At 70.1% G+C, this 17,053-nt stretch carries 30 protein-coding genes, 1 tRNA gene and 2 pseudogenes; 9 read left to right on the plus strand and 24 right to left on the minus strand.

What is annotated here, in order from left to right; all coding sequences use genetic code 11:
- Positions 1-36 precede the first annotated feature (36 nt).
- From D0D28_RS36095 to D0D28_RS09965, 18 genes are all read right to left on the minus strand, one after another.
- On the minus strand, positions 37-207 hold the full coding sequence (locus D0D28_RS36095) for a hypothetical protein (protein ID WP_167481440.1): 171 nt from the start codon (positions 205-207) through the stop codon (positions 37-39).
- Positions 208-566: 359 nt separating this feature from the next.
- Positions 567-2,780 carry an FtsK/SpoIIIE domain-containing protein gene (locus tag D0D28_RS09905; protein WP_094003336.1) on the minus strand — a complete coding sequence of 738 codons (2,214 nt, stop codon included), beginning with the start codon at positions 2,778-2,780 and terminating at the stop codon, positions 567-569.
- The gene (locus tag D0D28_RS09910; protein WP_094003337.1) at positions 2,777-3,910 is read right to left on the minus strand and encodes a hypothetical protein; all 1,134 of its coding nucleotides are present in this window, start codon (positions 3,908-3,910) and stop codon (positions 2,777-2,779) included. The genes D0D28_RS09905 and D0D28_RS09910 overlap by 4 nt, the downstream gene beginning before the upstream one ends.
- A complete protein-coding gene (locus D0D28_RS35565) occupies positions 3,907-4,128 on the minus strand; it encodes a hypothetical protein (protein WP_143266130.1) in 222 nt (73 codons plus the stop codon). The genes D0D28_RS09910 and D0D28_RS35565 overlap by 4 nt, the downstream gene beginning before the upstream one ends.
- Complete coding sequence (locus D0D28_RS09915) at positions 4,125-4,457, minus strand: hypothetical protein (protein WP_094003338.1); 333 nt, start codon at positions 4,455-4,457, stop codon at positions 4,125-4,127. Before D0D28_RS09915 ends, D0D28_RS35565 begins: the two co-directional genes overlap by 4 nt.
- Positions 4,444-4,698 (minus strand): hypothetical protein, encoded by a 255-nt coding sequence (locus D0D28_RS09920; protein ID WP_094003371.1) that lies wholly within the window; start codon positions 4,696-4,698, stop codon positions 4,444-4,446. The genes D0D28_RS09915 and D0D28_RS09920 overlap by 14 nt, the downstream gene beginning before the upstream one ends.
- On the minus strand, positions 4,698-4,931 hold the full coding sequence (locus D0D28_RS09925) for a hypothetical protein (RefSeq protein ID WP_158224385.1): 234 nt from the start codon (positions 4,929-4,931) through the stop codon (positions 4,698-4,700). Before D0D28_RS09925 ends, D0D28_RS09920 begins: the two co-directional genes overlap by 1 nt.
- Positions 4,932-4,937: 6 nt before the next feature.
- Positions 4,938-5,114 (minus strand): hypothetical protein, encoded by a 177-nt coding sequence (locus D0D28_RS36100; RefSeq protein ID WP_167481439.1) that lies wholly within the window; start codon positions 5,112-5,114, stop codon positions 4,938-4,940.
- Positions 5,111-5,371 (minus strand): hypothetical protein, encoded by a 261-nt coding sequence (locus D0D28_RS09930; RefSeq protein WP_094003340.1) that lies wholly within the window; start codon positions 5,369-5,371, stop codon positions 5,111-5,113. The genes D0D28_RS36100 and D0D28_RS09930 overlap by 4 nt, the downstream gene beginning before the upstream one ends.
- The gene (locus D0D28_RS09935; protein WP_094003341.1) at positions 5,368-5,709 is read right to left on the minus strand and encodes a hypothetical protein; all 342 of its coding nucleotides are present in this window, start codon (positions 5,707-5,709) and stop codon (positions 5,368-5,370) included. Before D0D28_RS09935 ends, D0D28_RS09930 begins: the two co-directional genes overlap by 4 nt.
- Positions 5,706-6,038, minus strand: a complete 333-nt coding sequence (locus D0D28_RS09940; protein ID WP_143266131.1) for a hypothetical protein — start codon at positions 6,036-6,038, stop codon at positions 5,706-5,708. Before D0D28_RS09940 ends, D0D28_RS09935 begins: the two co-directional genes overlap by 4 nt.
- Positions 6,035-6,205 (minus strand): hypothetical protein, encoded by a 171-nt coding sequence (locus D0D28_RS35570; protein WP_158224386.1) that lies wholly within the window; start codon positions 6,203-6,205, stop codon positions 6,035-6,037. The genes D0D28_RS09940 and D0D28_RS35570 overlap by 4 nt, the downstream gene beginning before the upstream one ends.
- Positions 6,205-6,432, minus strand: coding sequence for a hypothetical protein (locus D0D28_RS09945; protein WP_094003343.1), 228 nt, complete (start codon positions 6,430-6,432; stop codon positions 6,205-6,207). Before D0D28_RS09945 ends, D0D28_RS35570 begins: the two co-directional genes overlap by 1 nt.
- Before the next feature lie 24 nt (positions 6,433-6,456).
- Entirely contained in the window at positions 6,457-6,645 is a 189-nt protein-coding gene (locus tag D0D28_RS09950; RefSeq protein ID WP_094003344.1) for a hypothetical protein, read from the minus strand.
- A gap of 53 nt (positions 6,646-6,698) precedes the next feature.
- On the minus strand, positions 6,699-6,857 hold the full coding sequence (locus D0D28_RS35575; protein ID WP_158224387.1) for a hypothetical protein: 159 nt from the start codon (positions 6,855-6,857) through the stop codon (positions 6,699-6,701).
- 14 nt (positions 6,858-6,871) lie between these two features.
- On the minus strand, positions 6,872-7,369 hold the full coding sequence (locus D0D28_RS09955; protein WP_094003345.1) for a hypothetical protein: 498 nt from the start codon (positions 7,367-7,369) through the stop codon (positions 6,872-6,874).
- Positions 7,369-7,545, minus strand: coding sequence for a hypothetical protein (locus D0D28_RS09960; protein WP_158224388.1), 177 nt, complete (start codon positions 7,543-7,545; stop codon positions 7,369-7,371). Before D0D28_RS09960 ends, D0D28_RS09955 begins: the two co-directional genes overlap by 1 nt.
- Positions 7,545-7,841: a hypothetical protein gene (locus D0D28_RS09965; protein ID WP_094003347.1), complete on the minus strand. Its 297-nt coding sequence runs from the start codon at positions 7,839-7,841 to the stop codon at positions 7,545-7,547. Before D0D28_RS09965 ends, D0D28_RS09960 begins: the two co-directional genes overlap by 1 nt.
- A gap of 114 nt (positions 7,842-7,955) precedes the next feature.
- Here D0D28_RS09965 and D0D28_RS09970 point away from each other — a divergent pair, with 114 nt between their 5' ends.
- Entirely contained in the window at positions 7,956-8,339 is a 384-nt protein-coding gene (locus D0D28_RS09970) for a GntR family transcriptional regulator (protein ID WP_094003348.1), read from the plus strand.
- On the opposite strand, the gene D0D28_RS37315 is transcribed toward D0D28_RS09970, so the two are convergent.
- A complete protein-coding gene (locus tag D0D28_RS37315; protein WP_275895896.1) occupies positions 8,336-8,464 on the minus strand; it encodes a hypothetical protein in 129 nt (42 codons plus the stop codon). The genes D0D28_RS09970 and D0D28_RS37315 overlap by 4 nt on opposite strands.
- Positions 8,465-8,739: 275 nt before the next feature.
- Between D0D28_RS37315 and D0D28_RS09980 the strand changes: the two genes are divergently transcribed.
- Together D0D28_RS09980 and D0D28_RS09985 are read left to right on the plus strand one after the other, a co-directional pair.
- Complete coding sequence (locus tag D0D28_RS09980; protein ID WP_094003372.1) at positions 8,740-9,519, plus strand: aminotransferase class IV family protein; 780 nt, start codon at positions 8,740-8,742, stop codon at positions 9,517-9,519.
- Positions 9,520-9,579: 60 nt separating this feature from the next.
- A complete protein-coding gene (locus D0D28_RS09985) occupies positions 9,580-10,515 on the plus strand; it encodes an SUMF1/EgtB/PvdO family nonheme iron enzyme (RefSeq protein WP_094003350.1) in 936 nt (311 codons plus the stop codon).
- A 493-nt stretch (positions 10,516-11,008) separates the two neighbouring features.
- On the opposite strand, the gene D0D28_RS37320 is transcribed toward D0D28_RS09985, so the two are convergent.
- Positions 11,009-11,134: a hypothetical protein gene (locus D0D28_RS37320; RefSeq protein ID WP_255407829.1), complete on the minus strand. Its 126-nt coding sequence runs from the start codon at positions 11,132-11,134 to the stop codon at positions 11,009-11,011.
- A gap of 117 nt (positions 11,135-11,251) precedes the next feature.
- Here D0D28_RS37320 and D0D28_RS35580 point away from each other — a divergent pair, with 117 nt between their 5' ends.
- The 3 genes from D0D28_RS35580 to D0D28_RS09995 all read left to right on the plus strand — a co-directional run bounded on the left by D0D28_RS35580 (position 11,252) and on the right by D0D28_RS09995 (position 13,727).
- Entirely contained in the window at positions 11,252-11,422 is a 171-nt protein-coding gene (locus tag D0D28_RS35580) for a hypothetical protein (RefSeq protein WP_162831024.1), read from the plus strand.
- A gap of 175 nt (positions 11,423-11,597) precedes the next feature.
- On the plus strand, positions 11,598-12,788 hold the full coding sequence (locus D0D28_RS09990) for a PP2C family protein-serine/threonine phosphatase (protein WP_094003351.1): 1,191 nt from the start codon (positions 11,598-11,600) through the stop codon (positions 12,786-12,788).
- An 81-nt stretch (positions 12,789-12,869) separates the two neighbouring features.
- Positions 12,870-13,727: a YceI family protein gene (locus D0D28_RS09995; RefSeq protein ID WP_116110423.1), complete on the plus strand. Its 858-nt coding sequence runs from the start codon at positions 12,870-12,872 to the stop codon at positions 13,725-13,727.
- A 261-nt stretch (positions 13,728-13,988) separates the two neighbouring features.
- Here the strand turns inward: D0D28_RS09995 and D0D28_RS36655 are convergent.
- From D0D28_RS36655 to D0D28_RS10005, 3 genes and pseudogenes are all read right to left on the minus strand, one after another.
- Positions 13,989-14,252, minus strand: a pseudogene (locus D0D28_RS36655) (hypothetical protein); the annotation flags it as partial.
- 161 nt (positions 14,253-14,413) lie between these two features.
- Positions 14,414-14,617 (minus strand): annotated as a pseudogene (locus tag D0D28_RS36660) (MerR family transcriptional regulator); the annotation flags it as partial.
- A 146-nt stretch (positions 14,618-14,763) separates the two neighbouring features.
- Positions 14,764-14,997 (minus strand): microaggregate-binding protein 1, encoded by a 234-nt coding sequence (locus tag D0D28_RS10005; protein ID WP_094003353.1) that lies wholly within the window; start codon positions 14,995-14,997, stop codon positions 14,764-14,766.
- A 154-nt stretch (positions 14,998-15,151) separates the two neighbouring features.
- On the opposite strand from D0D28_RS10005, the gene D0D28_RS10010 reads away from it, so the two are divergent.
- From D0D28_RS10010 to D0D28_RS10020, 3 genes are all read left to right on the plus strand, one after another.
- On the plus strand, positions 15,152-15,340 hold the full coding sequence (locus tag D0D28_RS10010; protein WP_094003354.1) for a DLW-39 family protein: 189 nt from the start codon (positions 15,152-15,154) through the stop codon (positions 15,338-15,340).
- A 29-nt stretch (positions 15,341-15,369) separates the two neighbouring features.
- Positions 15,370-15,442: transfer RNA gene (locus tag D0D28_RS10015), tRNA-Ala, on the plus strand.
- An 81-nt stretch (positions 15,443-15,523) separates the two neighbouring features.
- Entirely contained in the window at positions 15,524-16,405 is an 882-nt protein-coding gene (locus D0D28_RS10020; RefSeq protein ID WP_116110424.1) for a spermidine synthase, read from the plus strand.
- Here D0D28_RS10020 and D0D28_RS10025 read toward each other — a convergent pair.
- Positions 16,395-17,024, minus strand: coding sequence for a helix-turn-helix transcriptional regulator (locus D0D28_RS10025; RefSeq protein ID WP_094003356.1), 630 nt, complete (start codon positions 17,022-17,024; stop codon positions 16,395-16,397). The genes D0D28_RS10020 and D0D28_RS10025 overlap by 11 nt on opposite strands.
- Positions 17,025-17,053 lie beyond the last annotated feature (29 nt).

Here is a 17,053-nt window from a genome sequence, read left to right on the forward strand (position 1 = left end):
GGCGAGTCGGACGGGCGGCCCGGCAGGGTCGGTGGGCTACTTGCGCTTGCGGGCTTCGAGAACGGCCTCGCACTGCGGGCAGGCCGGGCTGGTGAGCCACGGCGACTTGGCGTCCCGGCCGGGGATGATGAGACCGCAGAGGGTCTTGACGTCGCCGGTCCACCAGGACTTGGAGCCGCGGTGCACGAGTCCTTTGTTGCTTCCCATCGGTGGCGTGTCCTTTCGCGACAGTGGGCTACTTGTTGGCGCAGTCCGAGCACATGACCTGGTCGGCCGGGATGCGGGCTCCGCACTTGCAGGTGGCGACGAACCGGGCGATCAGGCGGGCGAGGCGGGTGGTCATCGAACCTCCGAAAGTGACTGTGTGTGACGATCGGTGGCGTGCGGGGGTAGGGAATCGGGAGGGAGCGGGCGAGGGAATCCGGTGGCGGGTAGGGAAAATTCCCTCGGCGCGTCCCTGGGTGGCTTCCCTAGGGGTGATCTGCGGTTTCAGTGGTGAAGGGAGCGAGGGAGTGGAGGGAGAACCCGCCCGCGCGGCGGGCTTGCGGGCGGGTTCTCCGGCCGGGTCAGGCGTTCCCTCCCTCGCGGGCGGCCAGCGCCTGCTGGACACGCTCGGTGAACACCATGAGGACGCCGACCTTGGTGACCTTGCAGCCGTGCTCGGCGAGCTGGTCGCGCAGGTTCTCGGCGGTGAGCCCGATGTAGGGCCGGTAGCCGGGGGCCAGCTCGCGCAGCCGCGCGCACACGTCGGTGGCCTTGGCCTTGTCCTCGCCGGGCAGCAGCACGGCGGCCACGTCGGCGAGCAGGTCCCGCTGCTGCGGCTGCTCGATCGCGGCCCGACGCACCCGGCCGCCGCGCAGCTCGACACCGCGGGCGACGATCGCGGCCTTCTGCTCGCTGGTGAGGTGGAAGGCGCGCAACAGCCCGGGCTGGTCCATGAACCCGACCGTGACCGACGTGCCGACGTCGTTGAGGGCCACGATCTTGCCGCCCTTCTTCACCGCGGGCTTGAGTTCCAGCGCTGAGAGCCCGTTCTCGTACGCCTTCTCGCCGAGCACGACGTTGTTGCGGGTCTTGTCGCCGATGGCGTGGCAAGCTTTGTTGGTGGTGACGGCGATCAGGTCCCGCGGGAGGGACAGGTCCGACGGGGTGGGGGTGGCGAACCCGAGCACGATGCCGTACTTGCGGGCGGCGGAGAAGAACCGCACGACCAGGTTGACCACCTCGCGCCGGTCTTCGGGCTTGTCCTGCCGGAAGAAGCTCTGGCACTCGTCGATGATCACGATCCGGGGCCGCAGCCGGTCGTCCTTCTCCGCCGCTTCCCGGGTCAGGGAGTTGATGCCGTACTCCCGGAAGAGCTGGCCGCGTTCGGCGAGGGAGTCGTGCAGGGCATGGATGTGGTCCATGCACGCCTGGACGTTCTCCGCGGTGTCGCCCATGGAGATGGTTGAGGCGACCGGGCGCAGCCACTCGTAGTCGTTGTTCTCGGCGAAGCAGAACACGTCGATGTCCACCACCGGGTCCAGCACCGCCCCGGCGAGCAGGTCGTTGATCTGCTCGGACTTGCCGGAGCCCATGATCCCGGCCCACACGAAGTTGCGCTCGAATACCGGGGTGTCGACCTGGTTCCAGCGGGCATCGATGCCGACCGGGAACCCGGTCCAGAAGTCGGTCTGACCGCCATCGAGCAGCGGGTAGTCCGGCACCGGCTTGCGCAGCGACCCGGGATCGAGGACCAGGCACTTCATCGCCATCGGGTCGTTGTCGTCGACTTCGACCCACACCTCTTCCGGGCGTCGGCCGAGGTTGTGTGCGAGCACGGTCTTGCGGGCGTTGATGCTGGTCGCGGGCACCCCGGCCGGGAGCCGGAGGACGAATTCCCAGCCGTGGCTGACCGGCAGTGGCGGCTGCACCCAGGTCGGGGTGATGGCGGTGCCCCAGCCCTCCTTGAGCTTCTTGTTCAGCGCCGGGTGCCCGAGGTTGCGCAGCGCGTTCATGATCACCGACTCGTCCACCTCGACTTCGGGGCCGCCCGCGGCGGTCGGGGCCGAGCGCAGCCAGCCGGGCAGGTCGACGTGCTTGCGGCCCTGGTGGTGCAGGTAGTAGAACCCGGCCGCGGTGCCCCCGGTCAGCAGGAACGCGCCGTAGGTGACCACGAACCACACCGCGAACGCGATCGCATCGACTACCGCGGTGATGGGGCCGATGACATCGGCGATGTGCCCGGAGCTGACCGCCAGGATCATCCCGAGGACCAGCAGAAACCCGGCCACGCCGACGATCCCGAGCGCCCCGGCCTTGATCCACTGGCCGGGCGCGGCCACCCAGTCCATGACCCGCTGGTGGCGGCGCTGCTTCTCCGCCACGTCACGGGCCTCCCACTCCAGCAGCCGCTCGTGGTTGCCTTCCATCTCCGCGGCCAGCATCTGCCGCTCGTAGCGGGATGCGCCGTGGGTGTCGCGCCACCGCTTGAGCACCACCACGGCCCCGGCGATCGGGTAGCCGAACACGTGCCGCCCGGTGGCCTTCACCGCCGCCTTCGTGAGGTCGTGGAAGGCGACGGTCTTCACCGCCCGTCCGGCGGTGACCAGGTCGCGGCGGTAGCCCTTGTACCGCTCGATCGCCTGCCCGCGCTGGGTGAACAGCCGCTGGTACTCCTCCTCGGAGATCAGCTCACCCTCAACCACCTCCGTCTCCGACGGGCTCGGGGTGGCGTCGGCGCGGCGGGTGGGCAGGTAGTGCACCTGCGCCAACTCGTCCTGCTCGTGCTGCTGGGTCACTTGCGGCCTCCCTTGGTGTGTTCGTCGCGGAGCTGGCGGGCGCGGGCGGCCGACACGCGCAGCGTCTTGCGGATCGACTCCGCCGAGCGCGGGTTGACCGTCCCGGCCTCGATCGCGGCGGCCAGCTCGGCGCGGAGCTGCTCCATCGACCGGCCGGGCTTGCGGTCGATCACCGGCCGGTCCGGGCTCGACTCATGCAGGTCAGGGCCGTGATCGAGGGTGGCGACCGACCCGCCCTCGATCGAGTCCCCGGGCTCCTGCTCGCCCTCGATCGAGGGCGTCACGCCGGTGGCGGTGGCCGCGCCGGTGGTGGCGAGCAGGTCGGCCAGCTCGCGGTCCCAGTCGGTGGACTCGGCCACCGGCAGGCCGGGCACGGTCGCGGGCTTCAGGCCGCGCCGGGTGAGGGTGTAGCGGCCGGGGGCGTAGAGCAGCCGGGCCGACCCGTCCGCCTCGATCTCGGCCACCGCGCGCTTGACGGCGGCCTTGCGGATGCGGGCGACCTTGCGGGCGGCGGCCCGCTCGATCCGGGCCTCCCGCCGCTGCTGCCCGGACTTCGGGGCGGTGGCGAGGGTGAGCTGGTGGGCGACCACCCCTGCGATTGAGGCGGTGCCCATGACCACGCCGTGGTCCCAGGCGGTGGTCAGGCCGTGGGTGAAGTTGATGCCGAAGGCGACCGCGCCGAACACCAGCACCCCGGCCACCAGCCCCCACACCGAGCGGTCCGGGTGGCGCCGCCGCTCGATCACCACCGCGATCGCGAACGCCCACATCCCGAATTCGGTGATCCCGGGCAGCAGCGCGCCCAGCTCGGAGGCGAACACCTCGATGCCGTAGCGGGCCATCGCCGGGGCCGCCAGCACGAACGACAGCAGCGCGATCGGGTAGATCAGCAGCTCAACCACGTGCCGGCCAAGCCACAGCCGCAGGCCACGCACCACGGCGGCGCGCCGGGCGCGCCGGGCGGCGGTGGCCTGCTGCTGGGCCTCGCGGCGGGCTTGGGCATCCGCGCGCTTGATCTGCGCGGCCGCCTGCCGCTCGGCGATGCGCACCTGCGCGGCCGCGGCGGCGTCCTCCCGGCGGATCATCGCCTCCGTGCGCTTGTTCTCCCGCCGCTCCTCATACCAGCTCACTGCCACATCCCCCTTTCCAGCTCGGTCATCAGGTCACGCGCCGACACCAGCGGCAGCACACCCCGCACCCGCGCCACCCGCGCCCGGTTCGTCGCGCGCGCCCAGGTGCGGGCCTCGATCAGGTCCGGCCAGCTCCCGGCCGCCACGGTCTCTCCATTCGGGACGGTCACCACAACCGTCCACGCCTGCGCCACATCAGCGATCCGGGTCACCCTCATTCCGGCACCTCCCCGTCCTGCGCGGCACCGGCGCGGGCACGCAGGGCACGCTGCTGGCGGCGCAGCCGCAGCTCGTTCGCCACCCACCCCAGGGCGGCCAGCAGCGACAGGGCGTAGAAGCCGTCCCAGACGGTCGCCCCGAGGCCGAGCGGGAACAGCACCCCGCCCAGTTCGAGCAGGTGCCAGCCCACCCACGACACCGCCTGCGTGGTGCGAGTCGGGGTGCCCGGGCGCTGGTAGATCGCCACGTCGGCCGAGCGGCGTGCTTGGACCTCGCGGTCGGTCTGTCCGGTGTGGCCGGTGGTGGGCTTGGGCTCAGGCGTGAACATTGATGGCCTCCTCCCGGGTGGTGGTGGGGTGGTGGAAGAACTGGTTGACCGGACCGGCCGGGGGCTTGCTCGCGTGCTTCGCCACGAAGCCGTCCAGGCGGCGCATCGTGATCTCCAGGACCTTCGCGATCAGCACCAGCGGAACGCGGACCAGGTGCAGCAGCAGGAACAGCAGCACCGCGCCGGTGAACACCAGCAGCGCCAACGTCCCGAACCGGCGCAGAACCTCGAACATCGACATCACCGGCCACCCCGCTCGATCTCTTCGGCGTGGGCGGTGAACGCCGCCGCAGCGTTGCCCACCAGACGGAAGAGCGCCAGCGCCTGGCTGTAGGCGGCGTCCGCGACGACGGCCTCGGCATCGTGACTGCCCACGCGCCTCTCCGCGCCCTGCCGGATGACATCGGCCCAGTCCGACACCGCCAGCTCCGCCTCGGCAAGCTTGCGCACAGCGCGACTACGAGAATCGGTCATCACCGCTCACCTGCCCCAGCCGGAGAACAGCACGGTCAGCGCGTGCACCACGTTGTCCAGCGCGTGCCGGGCCTGGTAGGGGTGCTGCACGATCCACACCACCGCGGCCACGAGCAGGCCGAGCCAGAGCAGCTTGCGCAGGGTGTTCTTCTTGGGCAGCACGTTCAGCTTGGTCTTGCTCATGCCGGTACCTCCGTGTCGGCGTCGGTCAGGGAGAACAGGTCGGTTTGGCCGGCGGGCTGCCACGCCCCGTCCCGCCACACCGCATCGGCGGCGATGCCTTCCTCGGCGCGGATCACCGGCTCGGTCTTCTCCAGCCACTTCCGCTTGGCCGTCTCGGTGGCCTCCCGCCACCGCTTGCCGGTGGTGTCCTCGTAGCGGCGGATGCACAGGGTTTTGACCTGGGCCGGTGTGGTGCCGACCGCGATGCGGGCGCTCACGCGGTCTCCTCCAACTCGGCGCGGGCCAGCTCGGCGGCCCGCATCCACTCCAGGGACGCCGCTTCCGTCCGGTGCCACTGAGCGCGCGGGGCGTCGCGGTCCGCCCACAGTCGCGCGCGGTAGTGGTGACTGTCGGCCAGCACCGCCAGCGCGTGCGCCACCCGTGCAGCAGCAGCGGCGGAGACCAGCCGGTTGAGCCGGAAGGGGTCGTAGGTGACCAGCTCGTCCCCCTCAACCACGTGCAGGTCCGGGGCAGCGCCGCACAGCTCACACGGCACGTCCGCCTCGGTGCGCGGCTGGTCGCAGACCAGGCAGCGGAACACGAGTTCGGTGCTCACCGGCCCTCACCCCCGGTGGCGGTGATGACCCACTCCACGAAGCTGCGGGAGGCGACCGGGTTCTCCGGGCCGAGGTGGGCGCGCAGGTAGCGGGTGATCTGCGAGACCGACTGGCCCTCGCGGTGGCGGCGGGCGATGATGTCGACCGGCGCGGCCACCAGCTGCACGCGGAAGCCGGTGCGCTGTGAGGCCTGGTGGTAGATGGCCTGTGCGACCATGGGTGTCTCTCCGTTCTGGTCAGGAAGTGGCTGGGTGGGGAGTCCCGGCGCGGCCGCGTGCTTGGCGGTTCGGGCCGCGCCGGGGACCTCGGTGATCAGCAAGCGGGTCATCGGGCCTCCCTCTCTGCCGAGGAAGGGTCGTGGCCCGAGCCGCAGTGGCCGGCGGCGTGGGTGCCGCGCATGCGGGGGCAGCGGCACTCGCGCAGCAGCTCGTACTCGGCGTCGGTGATCGGCTGCGGGCGGCGGGCGGTCCGCACCGGCTTGTACGGGGCGGGCATCAGCCCTCCTCCGGCTCGATACGGACGCCGTTGATCCACACCTGGCCGCCCCGGCACACCATGTTCGAGCCGCGTTCGGGGTGCGGGATCGGGCGGTCGGACAACCGGCGGCCGGTGGCGGCGTCGGTGACGGTGTGGCCGTTGACCGACACGCCGTTGCGGGAGTAGTAGACCCGGCCGTTGACGACCACCGGGCCGCTGATGCGGTCGACCTGCAAGAAGTCCATTGTGTGTCTCCTGGGTAGTGGTGGTTAGCGGATGGGCTTCTTCGAGCCCAGCGGCCCCTGGACGGTGACCGAGCGGGAGCCGGCGAACTCGCGCAGCCGGATCCAGGCGATGTTGCTGCGCTGCGTGTAGCTGGTGACGCACCACTCGCGCCCGTCGGTGTCGGTGACGTACTCGCCTTCGCGGTACTTGGCGATCCAGACCTTGGCGGCCATTGAGGACAGTTCCTTCCGGTCAAAGCGATTCGGGGTCAGCGGTGGGTGCAGGGTCAGAGCTGGGCGGCGATGCGGCGGGAGCAGGCGGGCTTGCCGCAGCAGTTGGAGGTCTTGTCGACCCGCTTGCCGCACCCGGCGCACGTGCCGGTCCGGTTCAGCGCGGTGAGCTGGACGGCGCCCGTGTTGGCCTTGGGGTTCTTCTTCAGCTTCATGGGGTTTCTCCTGGTCAGTCGTGGTTGCGGGTGGCGAGGTAGGTGGTCAGCAGCGAGGCGGCCACGCCGATGAGGCGGTGCGCGGCCTGGTCCATCTCCATCAGCGCCGTCCCCGGGCCGCCCTCGTCCACCACGCCCTCACGGCGCTTGACGGTGGCGTGCGCGAGGTAGCCGCCCTTGCCGATGAACTTGCTGCGCAGGAACCGCTTGAACGGCTCGCGCCGGTCGATCACGTAGTGGGTGACCGCGTTGACCGCCGTGCCCGCGGCCAGCGCGCGCAGCGGCAGCCGGTAGCCCAGCGCCGAGGTCACCGCGACCGAGGCGACCGTCTGACCGGCGGTGTAGGTGGTGACGTGGCGGGCGCAGTGCTTCGCGCCCTCCCACCCGGGCAGGCCCTTCTTGCTGGCGTCCTCGCTGGACTGCACGATCTGGTCGCAGTAGGGGTGCACATCCGAAAACACCGCCTGCAACGCCCCGAACAGCGCGAGCGCCCGCACCGAACGGTGCCGCATCACCGCTCACCTCCCCGGCGGGAGCGGCGTGCCTGGTCGGCGATCTCGCGGTAGTGCTCCGCCCGGGCTTGCGCGCCCTGGCGCGTCACCGCGTGCTCGGTGCCGTCCTGCGCCTGCTGGTCGTGCGCCTCGGCGAGCCGGTCGTAGAAGTCCTCGACGCTGGTGTAGCGGATCATCACGCCGCCTCCCCCGTGACCGCATCGAGCCGGACCGGCAGCGACCGCAGTGCTTGCTGAGCCGCCCGCCGGGCGGTGCGCCGGGCCCGGACCTCGTCGGTCAGCTCACGCGAGATCCGGAACGCCTCAACACGCTCGGCGGCGGCCCACTCGCGCTCCATCTCTTCGATCAGTGCATCGATCTCGGCGACTTCCGCCGCGACCGCCTCATCCCGCGCCACCGCGGAAATGTCCTCATCGACCAGCGGAAACAGCGCATCGAGCGCTTCCGAGCTGGCGATCCGTGCGAACTTCATTGCTCTCCTGTTCGTTGGGGTGATGTCTTGAGACATCTCTATGTCGCAAGACGTTAGGGAGGCGGCGGGGTCTTGTCAACCCCGTGTCGTAAGACATCTGGGTAAGGTGGACGAGTGGCTGATACGGCTGAGTCGAGCGGCAAGCCGCCCGCAAGCAGGCAGGTGGCGGACGCGTTGCGGGTGCAGATCGAGGCGGGGGAGTACCCCGTGGGATCGCCGTTGCCGCCCTATCGACAGCTAGCCAGTGAGTACGACGTGGCGGTCAACACGGCGATCGCGGCCGTGCGGCTGCTGCGCGACCAGGGATTCGTCACGATCAAGCGGAACGCTGGAGCGCGGGTCCGCGACCGGTCGGCCGATGTGAACGAGAGCGAAGCGCTCTTGGCGATCCGGGATGACGTCGCGGGCTTGCAGTCCGAGCTTGCCGGTGCCGCCCGCCAGCTCGCAGACATCGAGAAGCGCCTGACTGAGCTGCTTGATCGGCAGTCCCAGCGTTAAGCGCTGAGCTGCCGGACGAACGTGGCGATTCCGTCGATAATCGCCCCGATCCCGCTGCCAATGCTCTTGGCCCAGGTTGCCGCGTCGGCCGGGTGCTTGACGACGATCGCCAGCAGGGCGAGCACGACCAGGGCGGTGACAACCTTCGGGAGTAGCCCGCTGCCGGTCTTCAGTCCCGGGAACGTCCTGCTTGGCCATGCTGACTCCTTTCGTTGTGACTCTCGGCTTTCGGAGCGCCGGCGTTGCTCATGCATCAAGAGTGCGGCCAAGCCGGGATTCTGAGAACTGTCACGAAAGCGCCCTACTACTGAACTTTCGCCGAACCTGAGGCCCTGAACTTTCACTGAACTTCGGCCCGGGAGGAGGGGCGTTGCGAGCGTTGGAATGGGAGGCTGAGGGCATGGAGTTGAACGGTTCGCCCGCCACGATCGAGCAAATGAAGGCGCTCGCCTTGACCAACTACGGGCACTTCACGTCCATGTTGGTTCAGGACGGCTCTGTGAAGGGGTTGTCCCTCCACATGCAACGTCTCGCGCGAGACTGCCGCCAGCTGTTCGATGTCGAGCTGGACACCGATCGGGTGCGAGAGTTCATCCGGCGCGCGCTCGCTGCGTCGGAACCGGCCACAGTCGTGCGGGTGACGGTGTTTGATCCCGCGTTCGACCTGGGGACCATCGGATCAGACGCTGATCCGCACGTGCTGGTGACGACTCGGCCGGCAAGCCTGGCGACACCTGCGCCCTGGCGCCTGCAAGCCGCGTCGTACCGGCGCGAGATCCCCGCGGTCAAGCACGTCGGGCTGTTCGGAGCACTGCGCAGGCGTCGGGCTGCTCAGCGGGAGGGGTTCGACGATGTCCTGTTCCTGAACCCTGATGGCACGATTTCCGAGATCGCGACCTCGAACATCGGGTTCATCCGCGATGGACGGGTGGTGTGGCCGCGTGCCGAGTGGTTGCAGGGCATCACCATGACGCTGATCAACCAGGCGCTCGATGAGCCCGTGGCGACGGAGCCGCTGACGCTATCGGACCTGTCGGGCATGGAGGCCGCATTCGCAACGAACGCAGCCACCGGCATCAGGCCCATTGCCTCAGTCGACAGCACGGAATGGCCTACGGATCACAAGGTGCTGCACGAGCTGCGGGAGCTGTACGCGGACATTCCTTCCGAAGCTGTGTAAGCGGGTGACAACAGCCCGCTACGCTCCACAGAGAAGGCCCAGTCCGTGGGGGAGTAGCTAGTGGCGACGGTTCAGCGCTGGTCAGGGATCGAGGTGCGCGCGCTTCGGGAGGCGAAGCGCATGAGCATTCGCGAGTTCGCGGCACACCTCGGTGTGAGTGAGCGGATGATCTCGAAGTGGGAGGCGGGCCGGGAGAACATCCGGCCGCGCCCCGTCAACCAGGCAGCCCTCGACACGTGTTTGGCGCGGTCGGATGCTGACACCCGTGCTCGCTTCTCGCACCTGACCGGCGGCTCCCTTGTGCCGGTCGATGCGGCCGGGGAAGCGATGCCCGACCTCATCGGCAGCAGCCGCGTGAGGCATCCCGCGGACGGCAGCACGATGGTGAAGGTCGACGGCAGCGTCTTCCTGTCCGGCCCGAGCAACGAACCGATCTGGGTGCCGGACTTCTACATCGACGTCTACCCGGTCACGAACGCTCAGTACGCGCAGTTCCTCACGGCGACCGGGCATCCCGCGCCACAGCGGTGGAGCGAGGAGAACGTGGAGAAGCTCGGTGACCACCCCGTGGTGTTTGTGACCTGGAATGACGCGACGGCCTACGCGGAGTGGGCTGGTAAGGCCCTGCCAACGAGCCAGCAGTGGGAGAAGGCAGCCCGCGGCACGCGGGGCGCCGTCTACCCGTGGGGTGATCAGCCGACGCCGGCCAAGTGCAACGTCCGGGAGAACGGCGTCGGCTCGACCACGCCCGTGGACTGCTACCAGACCGGCATCAGCCCTTACGGCGTTTACGACATGTGCGGCAACGTGTGGGAGTGGTGCTCGACCGAGACACGTCACGGCCGCTACGAGTTGAAGGGCGGGGCGTGGACCAGTCCTTTCGACCGCGCCACTCCGTCATCCTTCAATGATGCTGCCGCGAGCATGTGCGATGACGACACTGGTTTCCGCTGCGCGACGCCCGCCGAGACACTTGAAACGTTGCTCGGTGGCTGAGCGAGTGACACCGGTACCTCATCGCTGTCACACCTGTCACTTTGTTACTCGCTGGCACTTGAGCTGCGGAAACAGGAGTGACAGGGGAGTGACAACTCGCCCCACACTACTTTCCTGTCACAGGGTCACTGAGGCTGGAACATAGGGGGCTACCCCCAATGGTTCAGCCTCTTTCGCCTGGTCAGGGGGCCTGCCGGTGGGCGTCAAAGTGAGCGACAACCGCCCCGTAGACCGACGTACGTCGGCGGACTTCCACGGACGTTCCTGACCAGGGCGGATGCGGTACTCCCCAAGATCAAACGGGGTCCAAATCTGGCCTGATAACGAAGAGGTCGGAGGTTCAAGTCCTCCTGGGCCCACTCGACAGACTCAGGCCCCGTCTCCTTCCCGGAGGCGGGGCCTGAGTGTCGTTCTGGGACCTTTGTTTTCGGATCCGCGCTCGGAGCGGATCAGCTCGCGAAGATCCGGTCCATGGTTTCCGCGCCGTGCTCGATCACCGGCCGGAGCTGATGCCGGAGATCATGCCCTCGACGATGACCAGCCGGGCCTGCGGGTTGGTGTCGAGTGCCATGAGCTCGGCGTCGCTCCACCGAGTCCTGCGCGCGGGCTGGTCGGGCATGGAGGACAGCGGACGGGCGCAGGCATGATCGGTTGTTCCGTCGGTGGCGTGCGGCGCGAGACAGTGGCGTGCCACGGTGAGGCTGTGTCTGGTGACTCGAACTGGCCGAACCCGCGGATGGCGCTGGTCATTTCGGTCATTTGGACGCTGATTCAGGTTGGGCACGCCGCCCTGTTCCTGGTTCGCGGCGAGCGCACCTGGGTGGACTGGCTTGTCGCCGTCGGTGGCGTCCTGGTTTCCGCGGTGTGGTGGAGCATCTACGTCCAGGCACGACGGCACCGGTCCTGATCACGCGGCCGTTCGGGCCGGTGTCCGCGCGGGGTGTCTTGGTCAGCAACACCGTCCAGCGCGCCCCGGACGCTACCTGGCTGACCCTCCTCGGCGTCACGCGCGCCATTACGATCGGCAAGAGTGGTGCCGGCGGCGCAGGGCCGCATCGGCGGTGTCTGAGGGGGCGACCGGGATGTCCGATGAACCGTCCGGTCTCGCTGCGGTGCTCACCGCCGCCGAGCGGGCGTCGCCGGTGAAGTCGGTCGACGTGGTCGCCGGGTACCTGGAAGAGCGGTTCGCCGCGTCCGACGTCTCGTTCCTGCTGGTCGACCTCCTGGGCCGCGAACTGGTCCGGTTCACCACGCACGGGAAGTCGCTGCGAGGCGAGGACGCCGAGCGCCTCGACCTGGCGGGCAGCGTCTACGAACGCGTCCTGTCCAGCCAGGAGCCGCACCGCGAGCACCGCGACCAGTGGCACGTCGTCGTGCCCGTCACCAACCGCGGCGATCCCGTCGGCCTCCTCGAGATGACCCTTCCGGACCTCGACGACTCCGCGCTGGAGCAGATCCGCGAGGTGGCGCTCGCGCTCGCCTACCTGATCGTCACCGACCGCCGCTTCACCGACCTCTACCAGTGGGGCGAGCGCACCACACAGGTCAGCCTCGCGGCCGAGATCCAGCACCAGCTGCTGCCCACCGCCGCCTGCTGCGAGGCCGACCAGTTCACGGTCGCCTGCGCGCTGGTGCCCGCCGACAACGTGGGCGGCGACACCTACGACTACGCCCTCGGCCACGACACCCTGAACCTGTCCATCACCGACGCGGTCGGCCACGACGTCCAGTCCGGTCTGGTGGCCACCCTGCTGCTGGGCGCCCTGCGCGGCGCCCGCCGGGCGAACCAGTCCCTCGCCGACCAGGCCGCCGCGGCGGACCAGGCCGTGCGGGAGCACGCGAAGACGCCGTACGCGACCGGGCAGCTGTTCCGCATCGAACTGGCCGACGGGCGCGCCGACGTGGTCAACGCGGGACACCCGCTGCCGCTGCTCCTGCGCGACGGCACCGTGCGGGAGCTGCCGTTGCACCGCGACACCCCGTTCGGCACGGGACTGCAGGAGAAACCACGCGAGGTCCAGAGCGTGGACCTGCGGCCGGGCGACCGGCTGTTCCTCCTGACCGACGGGATGTTGGAACGGGAGGCGGCGTCGGTGGACCTGCGCCGTCTGGCGCTCGAGACCGCCGGGCGGCATCCGCGGGCGGTGGTGCAGACGCTGACCTCGGCCGTCGTCGACGCCGCCGGCGGGCGCCCGAAGGACGACGCCTGCGTGATCTGCCTGGACTGGCACGGCACCACCGCGAAGGGTGATTCGGACACGTTCGTGCGGTGACTCTGGTAACGACCGGGTCACGAAACACGAATCCCCTGGTTAGGGTCCCCCACGGACCACCGACCGATGGGAGCGTTTCCGATGTTCAGGCGCCTGCGTCGCCGTGACGGCCGGCAGGGGGAGCCGGTCACGTTCGCGGCCGGGGCCGGTCTGGTGAGCGTCCGGTTGCGCGACGAGCTGGGCAACCCGCTGGCCGGTGCCGAGATGACCCTCCGCCACAAGCGCGGCCCACGGGTGTTCCGCGCCGTGTCCGACGACTACGGGCTGGCGGTGGTCACCGCGGCCACCGGGACCTACCAGGTCACGATCAGCGCGGGCGGATACCGCGAGGTCACCCACACCGTCGACGTCGCCAGCGGCGACCACACCGCGCTCGGTGAGGTGGAGCTGCGCCCGGACGCGAGCGTCCGCTTGCCGGGTCCGGGCCGGTGGGTGATCGACCCGGACCACACGTCGATCCGGTTCGTCGCGCGGCACATCGGCCTGTCCCGCGTCCACGGCCGCTTCACGCGCTTCCACGGCAGCATCAACGTCGGCGAGCGGATCGAGAACTCCTCGATCGAGGTCGTCATCGACGCGGCGAGCATCGACACGGCCGCCGAGAAGCGGGACGAGCACCTGCGCTCGCCCGACTTCCTCGACGTGGACCGCTTCCCGAAGATCCACTTCTTCAGCGACCGGGCGCAGCGCGTGGCCGGCGACCGCTGGCACATCGACGGCACGCTCAACCTGCGCGGCGCGAGCCGGGGCGTCCGCCTGGACGCCAGCTACCTGGGCCTGCGCTCGTGGAACGGCGACCGGCTCGGCGCGATCGCCAAGGCCGAGCTGCACCGCGAGGACTTCACGATCAACTGGCAGCAGACGCTCGCGAAGGGCCTGGTCGTGGTCGGCTCGACGATCGAACTCCGCCTCGACGTGCAGGCCGTCCGGGGCGTCTAGGCCGCGACGTCGGCGACCACGCAGGCGATGTTGTCCGGACCGCCGCGCCGGTTGGCGAGGTCGACCAGCGTGCTGAGGCCCGCCGACGCCCTGAGCACCGAACTGCGCGCCGCCACCACCCCCGGCGAGCAGCAGGTCCGGCTCCGCGGGGTGCCGGTGCAGAGCCCGGACCAGGGTCGCCGGAACCGCGGTGCCGTGGACGTGGTCCTGCGTCAGCTGGAACAGCTCGCCCTCGCGCAGCAGGTGCGCCCGCGAGTCGCCGACGTGCAGGACGCCGAGCCGCGAACCGGACCAGAGCAGCGCGGTCAGGGTGGTGCCGGCGTCCTCGAGGTGCCGGACCGCGGCGCCGGCCACGCGGAAGGCGTCCCCGAGTGCGTCCAGCGGATCGCCGGTGGCCAGCGCGTCCAGCGGTTTGACCGTCTCGATCGCGGCGACGCTCGCCTGGTGCCCGCCGGGGCCGAACCCGTCGGCGACGGCGAGCAGGTGCGGACCGGCGTAGGCCGCGTCCTGCTTCGTTTCGCGCACCAGACCCGCACGGCGTGGACGAGTCCCGTCATCGCAGTGTCCTTTCCGGACAGTTGCGCGACGAGGAAGGCGACGAGCCGCCCGCGCGCCGCGACGTCGGCTTCGACTTCGCGCCAGTAGGCGAGGACCTCCGCGGCTGGATCGGGTCCCGCCAGTGCCCGGGAAATCCGTGCCAACGGCATTCCGGTCCGGCGCAGCCAGCCGATCAGCCGGGCCCGCTCCAGCTGGTCCGGTGCGTAGCGCCGGTAGCCGGACACCGGATCGACCGATGCGGGCCGGAGCAGGCCCAGTTCGTCGTAGAGACGCAGCGCCTTCGGGGACAGTCCCGCCGCGCGGGCGAACGCCCCGATCGTGAGCAGCCCCATGTCGACCTCCTCGTACCAGGCATTCTGCCCGGCGGAAGCGACTGTGCGGCTTGCCCCAGGGGCAAGGTCAAGCTTGGTTCCACGTGGAACGGCCAGGACAGACGGGGAGCTCTGCCGCGTCTGACCTGGCCGTGTCTGGGGTGGGGTTACTGTTCCCTGCGCTGCCGCGCCTCACCGAGTGCCGCTTCCTCCCGCGCCCGGTCGGCTTCGGCTTCCTTCTCGCTGACACGCTGCTGCGCGTCGGCCTTCTCCTGCTGCGCGCGGCCTTCCCGCTGGGCGGAGTCGTTGCCGAGGAACGTGCCGGCCGTCTCCTTGACCTTGCCCTTCAGGCCCTCGACCGCGCCCTTGATGCCTTCCTGGCGGTCTTCCTTGTCGGTCATTTCCTGCCCCTCCTTCGTCTCCGTCACGAGTCGGCTACCCGGGCGGCACGGGCGCTAATCACCCGGGCCGGGCCCGTGCGCACCGCGCGAACCTCCCCCTGGCGGGTGCAGTAGCATCGTGTGGTCAGCTGGACCGTCGAAGAGGGGCCGGAACGTGAAGAAGCTGCTGGCGCTCGCAGTCGTCGCGGGCGGGGTGCTGTTCGTGATCAAGCGCAACAAGGACGCGAAGGCTGAGGCCGACCTGTGGCGCGAGGCCACCGCCCCGACCGAGCGCCCGCTGGCCGCGGTCTCGACGAACGGCAGCGCCCCGGCGAAGACCGCCGAGGCGGGCACGAACAACTGAACTTCCCGCGGGCTTGGGGGCCCGCGTCCGGGGCTGTAGCTCAATTGGTAGAGCGCTGCTTTTGCAAGGCAGAGGTCAGGGGTTCGATTCCCCTCAGCTCCACACAGTCGCCGTGACGTCTCCGGCGAACCCGCCGCGGTGACCGTTGCCGCCGGTGTTTGGAGCTCACGTAGAGTTGCGGCGATGGCAGGCAGAGGCACGAACCGGCGGCGTGGTCCCGCCCGTCCGGTTCCCGGCCGCTACCCCGTCCGCTTCGGGCTCGCTGAACTGCTCGCCGACGTCGATCGGCCCAATGGTTGGCTCCTGACCGTCGACGAGGTTGCCCAGTCCTATGTGGACCTCGATGATCCGACGCACCTGGAGTTCGAGTACGTGCGGCGCATCGGGGACGTCATCGACTGCCTCGCCGACGGGCCGTTCGACGCACTCCACCTCGGCGGCGCCGGCTGCACCATTCCGCGCTACATCGCGGCCACGCGCCCGGGAAGCAGGCAGCTCGTCTTCGACGCGGACGAACCGCTCATCGACCTCGTCCGTGAGCAGCTCGACCTGCGCGCCGTGCCCAACCTGCGGGTGCGCATCTCCGACGGCCGCGAAGGCGTTGCCACGCGACGGGACGCCTCGGCCGATCTCGTCGTCGCGGATGTCTTCCAGCGCGCGAAGATGCCGGGCGACGTGGCGACCCTGGAGTTCACCACCGACGTCGCCCGGGTGCTCCGGCCAGCGGGCACCTACCTGATCAACGTCGCCGACGGGCCGGGACTCGAGTTCGCCCGCCGGGTCGTCGCCACGATCGGCGCCGTCTTCCCGCACGTCGTCATGCTCGCCGACTCCGGGGTCCTGCGCGGCCGCCGGTTCGGCAACCTCGTGCTGGTCGCCTCGCGCGCGGAACTGCCCGTCGACGCGATCAGCCGCCGCGCGGCGTCCGCGGCGTTCCCCGCCCGCGTCACCAGCGGTGCGGACCTCGACCGGTTCCGCGGCACCGCCACGCCGATCACCGACGCCGAGGCACTGGACACCCCGCGCCCGCCGTGGAACGTCTTCGGCCTGCCGCCTAAGACCTGATCTCGGCCAGGTGGTTGTAGGCCGACGCCCGGGAGATCCCCAGCGCGGCGGCCACCTCCGGCACGGCCTTCTGCAGCGCGAACAGCCCGCGCTCGTCCAGCGCACGAAACAGGTCCAGCCGCTCGGCGCGCGTCATCCGGCTCACCGGCCGCCCGAGCTTCAGCTCCTCCTCGGCCACCACCGCGCGGATCAGCTGGCCCACGTCGTTGGTGAACGTGGTGGTCGCGTCGGGCAGGGCGGTCACCGCCGCCAGCTCGCCGAGCAGCACGGCCGCGTGCCGCAGATCGGTCACGTCGAGGTTCACGCACAGCGCCCCGAACACCTCCCCGTCGCGGTCGCGCAGCAGCATCGTGGACGCCTTGATCACGCGCCCGGCCGGTGTCCGCGTCAGGTAGTTGATCTGGTCGCGCGCGTCCCGGCCCTGCTTGAGCAGGCTCAGCCCCAGCTCGCTCATCGAGCCGCCGGGCGCCCGGCCGGTGACGTCGCCGGCGACCGCGACGACCGAACCCTCCGGCCGGCGGTAGTCGTGCAGGACGACCTCGCAGTTCCCGCCGAAGGTGGCGGCGAGGCCGTCGAGCACGGGTCGGAGCGCGGCGAGCACCGCGTCGGCATCACTCACCTGGGCATGATGTACAGAACTTGGATCGA

Origin of the sequence: Amycolatopsis ruanii (assembly GCF_003385175.1) — a bacterium.
GTDB lineage: Bacteria > Actinomycetota > Actinomycetes > Mycobacteriales > Pseudonocardiaceae > Amycolatopsis_E > Amycolatopsis_E thermalba.

Excerpts from the sequence above, each read along its gene's own strand:
- D0D28_RS36095 (WP_167481440.1), bottom strand. The coding sequence starts at position 207 with ATGGGAAGCAACAAAGGACTCGTGCACCGCGGCTCCAAGTCCTGGTGG.
- D0D28_RS35565 (WP_143266130.1), bottom strand. The coding sequence starts at position 4,128 with ATGAGGGTGACCCGGATCGCTGATGTGGCGCAGGCGTGGACGGTTGTG.
- D0D28_RS09915 (WP_094003338.1), bottom strand. The coding sequence starts at position 4,457 with ATGTTCACGCCTGAGCCCAAGCCCACCACCGGCCACACCGGACAGACC.
- D0D28_RS09920 (WP_094003371.1), bottom strand. The coding sequence starts at position 4,698 with ATGTCGATGTTCGAGGTTCTGCGCCGGTTCGGGACGTTGGCGCTGCTG.
- D0D28_RS09925 (WP_158224385.1), bottom strand. The coding sequence starts at position 4,931 with ATGACCGATTCTCGTAGTCGCGCTGTGCGCAAGCTTGCCGAGGCGGAG.
- D0D28_RS36100 (WP_167481439.1), bottom strand. The coding sequence starts at position 5,114 with ATGAGCAAGACCAAGCTGAACGTGCTGCCCAAGAAGAACACCCTGCGC.
- D0D28_RS09940 (WP_143266131.1), bottom strand. The coding sequence starts at position 6,038 with ATGACCCGCTTGCTGATCACCGAGGTCCCCGGCGCGGCCCGAACCGCC.
- D0D28_RS35570 (WP_158224386.1), bottom strand. The coding sequence starts at position 6,205 with ATGCCCGCCCCGTACAAGCCGGTGCGGACCGCCCGCCGCCCGCAGCCG.
- D0D28_RS09945 (WP_094003343.1), bottom strand. The coding sequence starts at position 6,432 with ATGGACTTCTTGCAGGTCGACCGCATCAGCGGCCCGGTGGTCGTCAAC.
- D0D28_RS09950 (WP_094003344.1), bottom strand. The coding sequence starts at position 6,645 with ATGGCCGCCAAGGTCTGGATCGCCAAGTACCGCGAAGGCGAGTACGTC.
- D0D28_RS35575 (WP_158224387.1), bottom strand. The coding sequence starts at position 6,857 with ATGAAGCTGAAGAAGAACCCCAAGGCCAACACGGGCGCCGTCCAGCTC.
- D0D28_RS09955 (WP_094003345.1), bottom strand. The coding sequence starts at position 7,369 with ATGCGGCACCGTTCGGTGCGGGCGCTCGCGCTGTTCGGGGCGTTGCAG.
- D0D28_RS09960 (WP_158224388.1), bottom strand. The coding sequence starts at position 7,545 with ATGATCCGCTACACCAGCGTCGAGGACTTCTACGACCGGCTCGCCGAG.
- D0D28_RS09965 (WP_094003347.1), bottom strand. The coding sequence starts at position 7,841 with ATGAAGTTCGCACGGATCGCCAGCTCGGAAGCGCTCGATGCGCTGTTT.
- D0D28_RS09980 (WP_094003372.1), top strand. The coding sequence starts at position 8,740 with ATGGAGTTGAACGGTTCGCCCGCCACGATCGAGCAAATGAAGGCGCTC.
- D0D28_RS37320 (WP_255407829.1), bottom strand. The coding sequence starts at position 11,134 with ATGCCCGACCAGCCCGCGCGCAGGACTCGGTGGAGCGACGCCGAGCTC.
- D0D28_RS35580 (WP_162831024.1), top strand. The coding sequence starts at position 11,252 with ATGGCGCTGGTCATTTCGGTCATTTGGACGCTGATTCAGGTTGGGCAC.
- D0D28_RS09990 (WP_094003351.1), top strand. The coding sequence starts at position 11,598 with ATGTCCGATGAACCGTCCGGTCTCGCTGCGGTGCTCACCGCCGCCGAG.
- D0D28_RS09995 (WP_116110423.1), top strand. The coding sequence starts at position 12,870 with ATGTTCAGGCGCCTGCGTCGCCGTGACGGCCGGCAGGGGGAGCCGGTC.
- D0D28_RS10005 (WP_094003353.1), bottom strand. The coding sequence starts at position 14,997 with ATGACCGACAAGGAAGACCGCCAGGAAGGCATCAAGGGCGCGGTCGAG.
- D0D28_RS10020 (WP_116110424.1), top strand. The coding sequence starts at position 15,524 with ATGGCAGGCAGAGGCACGAACCGGCGGCGTGGTCCCGCCCGTCCGGTT.